The sequence below is a fragment of the Clostridia bacterium genome (assembly GCA_028698525.1).
Lineage (GTDB): Bacteria > Bacillota > Clostridia > JAQVDB01 > JAQVDB01 > JAQVDB01.
The window spans coordinates 1-6,190 of the sequence record JAQVDB010000088.1 but is presented as its reverse complement, the minus strand read 5'-3'; the positions used below and the strand labels follow the sequence as shown (position 1 = coordinate 6,190).

Genomic DNA, 6,190 nt, shown 5'->3' with positions numbered 1-6,190 from the left:
CAACCCTTTGACCATTTATGGGCCCAAAGGGATCAGAAAGTTCATAGAGTGTGTAATGAACGATATCAGCTATGAAAAACTGGGGTATCAACTGACGATCATTGAGTACTCGCCGCAGGAAGAGTATGCCTTTGACAAATTTTCCCTCAAGGTACTGCCTCTGGTGCACTCTGTCGAGAGCCACGCATTTTATATCAAAGAATATGACACCTGCAACCGCCTCGATGAGGTAAAGCTCAGAGCGCTGGGGCTGGAGCCTTCTCCGCTTTACGGAGAGCTGAAAAGAGGCAAAAGCATCGTGGTGGACGGAGAGGAGATCCATCCGGAGTCCTTCATGCTTGAGCCTAGAATAGGAAGAAAAGTGATCATCGCCGGCGACAATGATACACCGGAAATTCTGGGCAGTTATCTGGATGAGGTAGATCTTTTGGTACATGAGTGTACCTATCTGCAGGAGACCTATGACAATCTTCCTGTCAAAGTACAGCATACCACTGCCAGGGACCTGGGGAGATGTGCGCAAGAACACTGTGTCAGGAACCTGATCGCAACGCATATCAACCCCCGCTACAATGCAAATGGGAAGACCGGGGTCGAAGCGGTCGCTGCGGAGCTGGAAAGATACTATAAAGGAAGACTCTTTATCGCCAATGATTTTGACGTGTATCTGCTCAACAGGGACAGCGTCATCATACCGCTTTAGACGCTCTGTATTTTTCAACAAAAAAGATAGACAATTCCAAAGATTCAGTTTATTCTAACCTACATATTGTTTCAGGGAATACTTATCTGTTAACCCTAAAATAGATAATATAAACTGCACAACTGACTCCTTAATACAATATTTATAATATCTTCACATAATTTAGGGATCTATTCCTATAAATTTATAGTCTTTACATGTTGTGATACAATTAGCGTTTATAACTGTATCTGCATGTTTTAACATAGACTTATATGTTACTTCTACATTTTCTGATCCGCATTTTAAACATTTATTTGTAGTACTTGCCTTATTTTTTTCAGAAATAGCCGAAATAAATTCAGAAGCAAATAATCCACCCGGAATTGCAACAAATGCTATTCCCATAATAGTGATAATAGATGTAATAATTTTACCTGCTGTAGTAATAGGATAAATATCACCATACCCAACAGTAGTTAGGGTTGCCACTCCCCACCACATTGTTTGGAATATATTAGTAAATACATCAGGTTGAGCTTTATGTTCCAATTGATATACAATAAATGAAGGAATAATAAGAATTATAGTTGTATAAAAGAGTAATACAAAAATTTCCTCTTTAATATTTTGAAAAATTTTTTTCATTACCTGAATAAAAATTGCATACTTCTGCAATCTAAATAGTCTAAAAATACGTAATAATCGTAGAGAACGTAAAATATATGATTCAGAGAAACCGGCAAAACTCACTAATACAAAAGGCAATATTGCTAATAAATCAATAATGGCATAAGGGGTGAATATGTATCTAAGGGAGTGTTAGAAGTTTTGTGTCAATCCGATAGAATAATAAATTCTAAAGGATTGAGACATGGACGAGAAGTTCGATTTAAATGAAGCCCTTGAGGCGATCAAGGCAGGTGCAAAAATAGAAGGTAAAGATGGAGTACTTGCTCCGCTTATCAAACAACTTACTGAGGCAGCTCTTGAAGCAGAGCTTGAATCCCACCTATCTACAGAGATAAAGAACCGCAAGAACGGTAAATCCTCCAAGACCATGAAAAGCAGTGTCGGTGAGTTCGATCTGGATGTACCAAGAGACCGTAACGGTTCTTTCGAACCACAGCTGGTCAAGAAACATCAAACCCATATGTCAGATCAGATAGAACAGAAAATACTCTCCCTGTATGCATTGGGAAACAGCTACAGTCAGATATCTGAACATATTGAAGACTTCTATGGCGTATCCTTCTCCAAGGCAACAATCAGTGCAGTAACTGATAAAGTGATACCTTTACTCAAAGAGTGGCAGCAAAGACCACTGGAAAGTATCTATCCATTTGTATGGCTTGATGCCATACACTATAAGATCAAAGAGAATGGCAAATATGTTTCCAAGGCTGTTTATACCATTTTAGGTGTAAAACTTGATGGGAAGAAAGAGATATTGGGACTTTATCTCTCAGAGAATGAAGGAGCAAACTTCTGGCTTCAAGTGCTTACCGATCTCAATAACCGAGGAGTAGAAGATATCCTCATTGCATCAGTCGATGGTCTTAAAGGATTTCCTGAAGCGATCAATGCTATCTATCCAAATACAGAGGTTCAACTCTGTATCGTACATCAGATCAGAAACTCACTCAAATATGTAGCGTCAAAGAACCAGAAAGAGTTTATGAAAGATCTCAAACTTGTCTATCAGGCAATCTCCAAAGAAGCTGCTGAACTTGAACTGGAAAGACTTGAAGAGAAGTGGGGAGCCAAATATCCAATCGTGATACAATCCTGGAGAAATAAGTGGGAGAACCTCTCTCACTACTTCAAATATCCAGAAGATATCAGACGTATTATCTATACAACCAATATCATTGAATCTGTGCATAGACAGTTTAGAAAACTGACCAAAACCAAAGGTGCCTTTCCTAATGAGAATAGCCTTCTAAAACTGCTTTATATGGGAATCCAGAATGCGCAGAATAAATGGACGATGCCTATGAGAAACTGGAGCCTGACAGTCTCTCAATTGGCTATCTTCTTTGAGGGTAGATTGGATAAGGCTCTGGAGTTGTGATATAATTCACTCATCTATCGGTTGACACAAAACTCTGAACGGTCTCGTATCTAATTTTACCTTTAATGCCTTTATGTTTTTCTATTGTTCCTGATGCATAAAGTCGAACAATGTATTCTAGAATAAAAACTGGCATAATTATATTACGATAATTATAAATATTTATCCATATTTATTATGGTATTCAGCTACAGTTATCAGCATTAAATTCACTGTACTTATAATAATAAGAATATAAATTGGCGATTTAATATATAGCTAGCCCTATTTGTTGAGGGTTCTTCAAAGAGTTGATATACTTTCTCTTGAAACTTCATGTGACTTCATCCTTGTCAACTATGAATTTTTCACCACAATCATTATTTTCACATTGATATGAATATCTATATGTTGAATATAAGGGGTTCTCTTTATATCTTTTATCAGGTTCTCCAGTTTTTGTTTCATGCTTATAATGTTGACCAATTAATTCTTTTTTTATTACATTAGTACAACATTTCTTACATTCTGGACATTTTTCACCGGTGCATCCTCGAAGGAATTTAAAATAAATAAATAAGAATGTGAGTATTCCACTCAAAACACCTAATAATGGATCATATTGATATACAAAATAACCAATACCTACTGGAACCGTAATAAACCAAAAAACTACGGCAATTACAATACCAATCCAAACTTCCCAACCCCAAGATTTATCTTCAATATTTTTTTCAGAATCTTTTTTTAATCTTGATTCTTCTAATATTTCCTTTTTAAATTCAATAAGTAGTTTATCTTTTGAATATTGATCACCTTGTTGTGCTGCTTTTTTATACCACTCATAGGCTTTTTGATTATCACGACTCACCCAATGTCCATACTGATACATACTACCAAGATCACGCGAAGCCTTAGCACTTCCTAGTTCTGAGGCTTTAATATATAACTCTACAATCTTTTTGTATTCATGTACGGTATTAGCACTATTTGCGTATTCTACAGCGTAATCATAGGCAACCTTTGCACTACTTTCTCTAGATATCTCTTCACTATTAGCATATGTATTACTATGTAAAAAAATAATAGAAAATACAAAAATCTTAAATAAATTAAGGATTCCATTAAATATTATATTCATTAAACACTCCTAAATTTTTTAATAATAAATAATTACTTTTGATATCAATATATTATTTTATTCCATTAACAGAAAAACTATTTGTTATCTTTTAAAAGTTAATCTTTTTAATTATTAATTTTCCAACCTCTATCACGATATACCTTTTTACCATTAATCAAATTTTTGCCTAACCACCAAAAAGCTCCAAAAACCAATAAAGCAAACCAAAATTGATTTCTTTTTGTTTTTTCATCATTCATTTTAAAAACTTGACTAATCAATATCATAATTCCAAGTAACGAGAATAATAATTTAAAAATACTAACAATTATACCTATTGCAATATTTTTATTATGTTTTATACTTTGAGTTACCGTTAAAATTGAAAATAAGATTGAAATACTAAAACCAATATAACTTATTGTAGTTTGTGTACTTGTAAGTATATTCAAGTTCAAACTTGTGCCTTCTGGTTGATAAATAACTAATAGTATGTAAGTCACAATTAAAGACATCCATGGCATTAACGCTAATACTAGGTCACCTTCATCATAATAAAATACAACCTTTTTTGATAAACCTAAAAGTATTGCAATAATAAAAAGTACCAATCCACCCACTATAATAGTCATTAATAACTCATCTGTCATATTAAATCCTTCTTTTTTATATATAACATCTTTTGTACATCCTTTTTAATTAATTCAAGAAGTTCCTGATTATTAAGTCCTAATATTTTAACTGATCTATATAAAAATAAATGGTTTGTCGACTTAAATTGGTTAAAGTCTTTTTCGTCTGATTTTGGATAAATTTCTCTATCATATATATTCTCAAAATGAAACCATTTATTTTTTTCTTTGAGATCTATTGCATTCTTCGTCACGAGATCTGAGGATGATCCTTCTAGCTGATGCCTATATTGTACACCTTGTATCTGTATTCCGATAGTTAATTTATCATTGATACTATATTTGATATCTAACAGGCCCTGTGACCTTGTTAGTCCAGAATAAATACTGATTGTATTTAGTAGGTTTTCAGTATTTTCCCCATATAAAATATTAACATCTTTTAAAGAGTCTTTTAATTGATCATATACTTTCTTTGCAAAATTTTCAAACAGTCCTTTTTGAAAAAAATCATGCATTTTAATGTCATTCAACTTTAACAAAAAATCATTTTCCTGAGTATTTTTGTCATATAAATTTGCTAGATTAATATAATTTCCATGTACTTCATCTATATACATTTTATCAACTATTTCATGATCTAAAATTCTGATAAATTGACAATAATCATTAATAATGAGTGCGTGATAATTGTTTTTTATCCTATTTTCTTCCAGTAGTGTTTCCATATATCCTACTAGATCCAAATATTGTATAGGAATCCATGGCTTTAATTGATCTTTGTCTAGTTCTGATGTTTTTAGTGTTAATAAAATATATTTTTTTTCCTTGAGATCTGATCCCAACTTTTGAGAACTATATTGTTCATATTTTCTTAATTGTTCTATGTAGGAAATACTTTTGACTTTATTTTCTATAATTATCAATACATTCCCTAGTTCAAATGATATATCTATATTTGATTTTTCTCTTTTTATATTTTTTATATTAGCATAGGGAATATCTAAATTTTGACAAAAGAAAATACTCATTGATTCAGGACATATGTCACATAACCATGCGAGGAAATTGCTATGGAATAATTCTTTAGAGCTCAAAGACATATTAAATAAGGGAGACTTTTTGAGTTTGTTTGTCCACGTTGTCTCTAAATTAGTCATATAAATCTTTTCCTCAATCTAAATGTGAAAAGGTACCAAAAGACAAACTATATATAAAAATCATTTTCAACCCTTCTTCTATTTTTATAGTATGAAACATATTCTTTAAACAACTTGTATATTTAATATAAAAAATATTATTTAAATAAACCTTTGAATTTTGATACCATATTATTAAGTAAAATTATGTAAGAACAAATATAATAAAAACGTTATTTAAATATATTAGGATTTAAGTCATTACAAATACAAGAGTTTTTGTGTAACAACTCCCCCCTCAACTACTTTATTACAGCAAACACGGGAGTGTATAAAAAAATAGATAAAGAATTGCTTATCCTAAATCGTTATTTATTGTATACTCAGAGGGTTGAGATTCAGATAATAAATAGTCACCCCTGAAAAATCCATAAACCTCCCTAAAATAGGCACTTTGGAAGCAATAAAATGGTATAATTTCAACCAATAAAACAATCATTTTAAACCGATTTCCGGTCGAAACAGGTGTTAAAATTGCTTCTGAACACATCCAAAAACAAT

Annotated in this window: 6 protein-coding genes; 2 read left to right on the top strand and 4 right to left on the bottom strand. The window is 32.3% G+C overall.

The annotated features are described in order from the left end of the window. Window positions 1-703 (top strand): ribonuclease Z (locus PHP06_10200; protein ID MDD3840912.1); only part of this gene is annotated, 703 nt, incomplete at its 5' end. Window positions 704-865: 162 nt separating this feature from the next. Here PHP06_10200 and PHP06_10195 read toward each other — a convergent pair. Next, window positions 866-1,489: an ion transporter gene (locus tag PHP06_10195; protein ID MDD3840911.1), complete on the bottom strand. Its 624-nt coding sequence runs from the start codon at window positions 1,487-1,489 to the stop codon at window positions 866-868. 67 nt (window positions 1,490-1,556) lie between these two features. Here PHP06_10195 and PHP06_10190 point away from each other — a divergent pair, with 67 nt between their 5' ends. After that, entirely contained in the window at window positions 1,557-2,756 is a 1,200-nt protein-coding gene (locus PHP06_10190; GenBank protein ID MDD3840910.1) for an IS256 family transposase, read from the top strand. A 313-nt stretch (window positions 2,757-3,069) separates the two neighbouring features. On the opposite strand, the gene PHP06_10185 is transcribed toward PHP06_10190, so the two are convergent. The 3 genes from PHP06_10185 to PHP06_10175 form a co-directional block, all read right to left on the bottom strand. Continuing rightward, complete coding sequence (locus tag PHP06_10185) at window positions 3,070-3,876, bottom strand: tetratricopeptide repeat protein (protein ID MDD3840909.1); 807 nt, start codon at window positions 3,874-3,876, stop codon at window positions 3,070-3,072. 107 nt (window positions 3,877-3,983) lie between these two features. After that, the gene (locus PHP06_10180) at window positions 3,984-4,508 is read right to left on the bottom strand and encodes a hypothetical protein (protein MDD3840908.1); all 525 of its coding nucleotides are present in this window, start codon (window positions 4,506-4,508) and stop codon (window positions 3,984-3,986) included. Next, window positions 4,505-5,650 carry a PD-(D/E)XK nuclease family protein gene (locus PHP06_10175; GenBank protein MDD3840907.1) on the bottom strand — a complete coding sequence of 382 codons (1,146 nt, stop codon included), beginning with the start codon at window positions 5,648-5,650 and terminating at the stop codon, window positions 4,505-4,507. The genes PHP06_10180 and PHP06_10175 overlap by 4 nt, the downstream gene beginning before the upstream one ends. Between the last annotated feature and the right edge of the window lie 540 nt (window positions 5,651-6,190).

Coding starts and splice junctions, on each gene's coding strand:
- PHP06_10175 (MDD3840907.1), bottom strand. CDS start 5,650: ATGACTAATTTAGAGACAACGTGGACAAACAAACTCAAAAAGTCTCCC.
- PHP06_10190 (MDD3840910.1), top strand. CDS start 1,557: ATGGACGAGAAGTTCGATTTAAATGAAGCCCTTGAGGCGATCAAGGCA.
- PHP06_10180 (MDD3840908.1), bottom strand. CDS start 4,508: ATGACAGATGAGTTATTAATGACTATTATAGTGGGTGGATTGGTACTT.
- PHP06_10185 (MDD3840909.1), bottom strand. CDS start 3,876: ATGAATATAATATTTAATGGAATCCTTAATTTATTTAAGATTTTTGTA.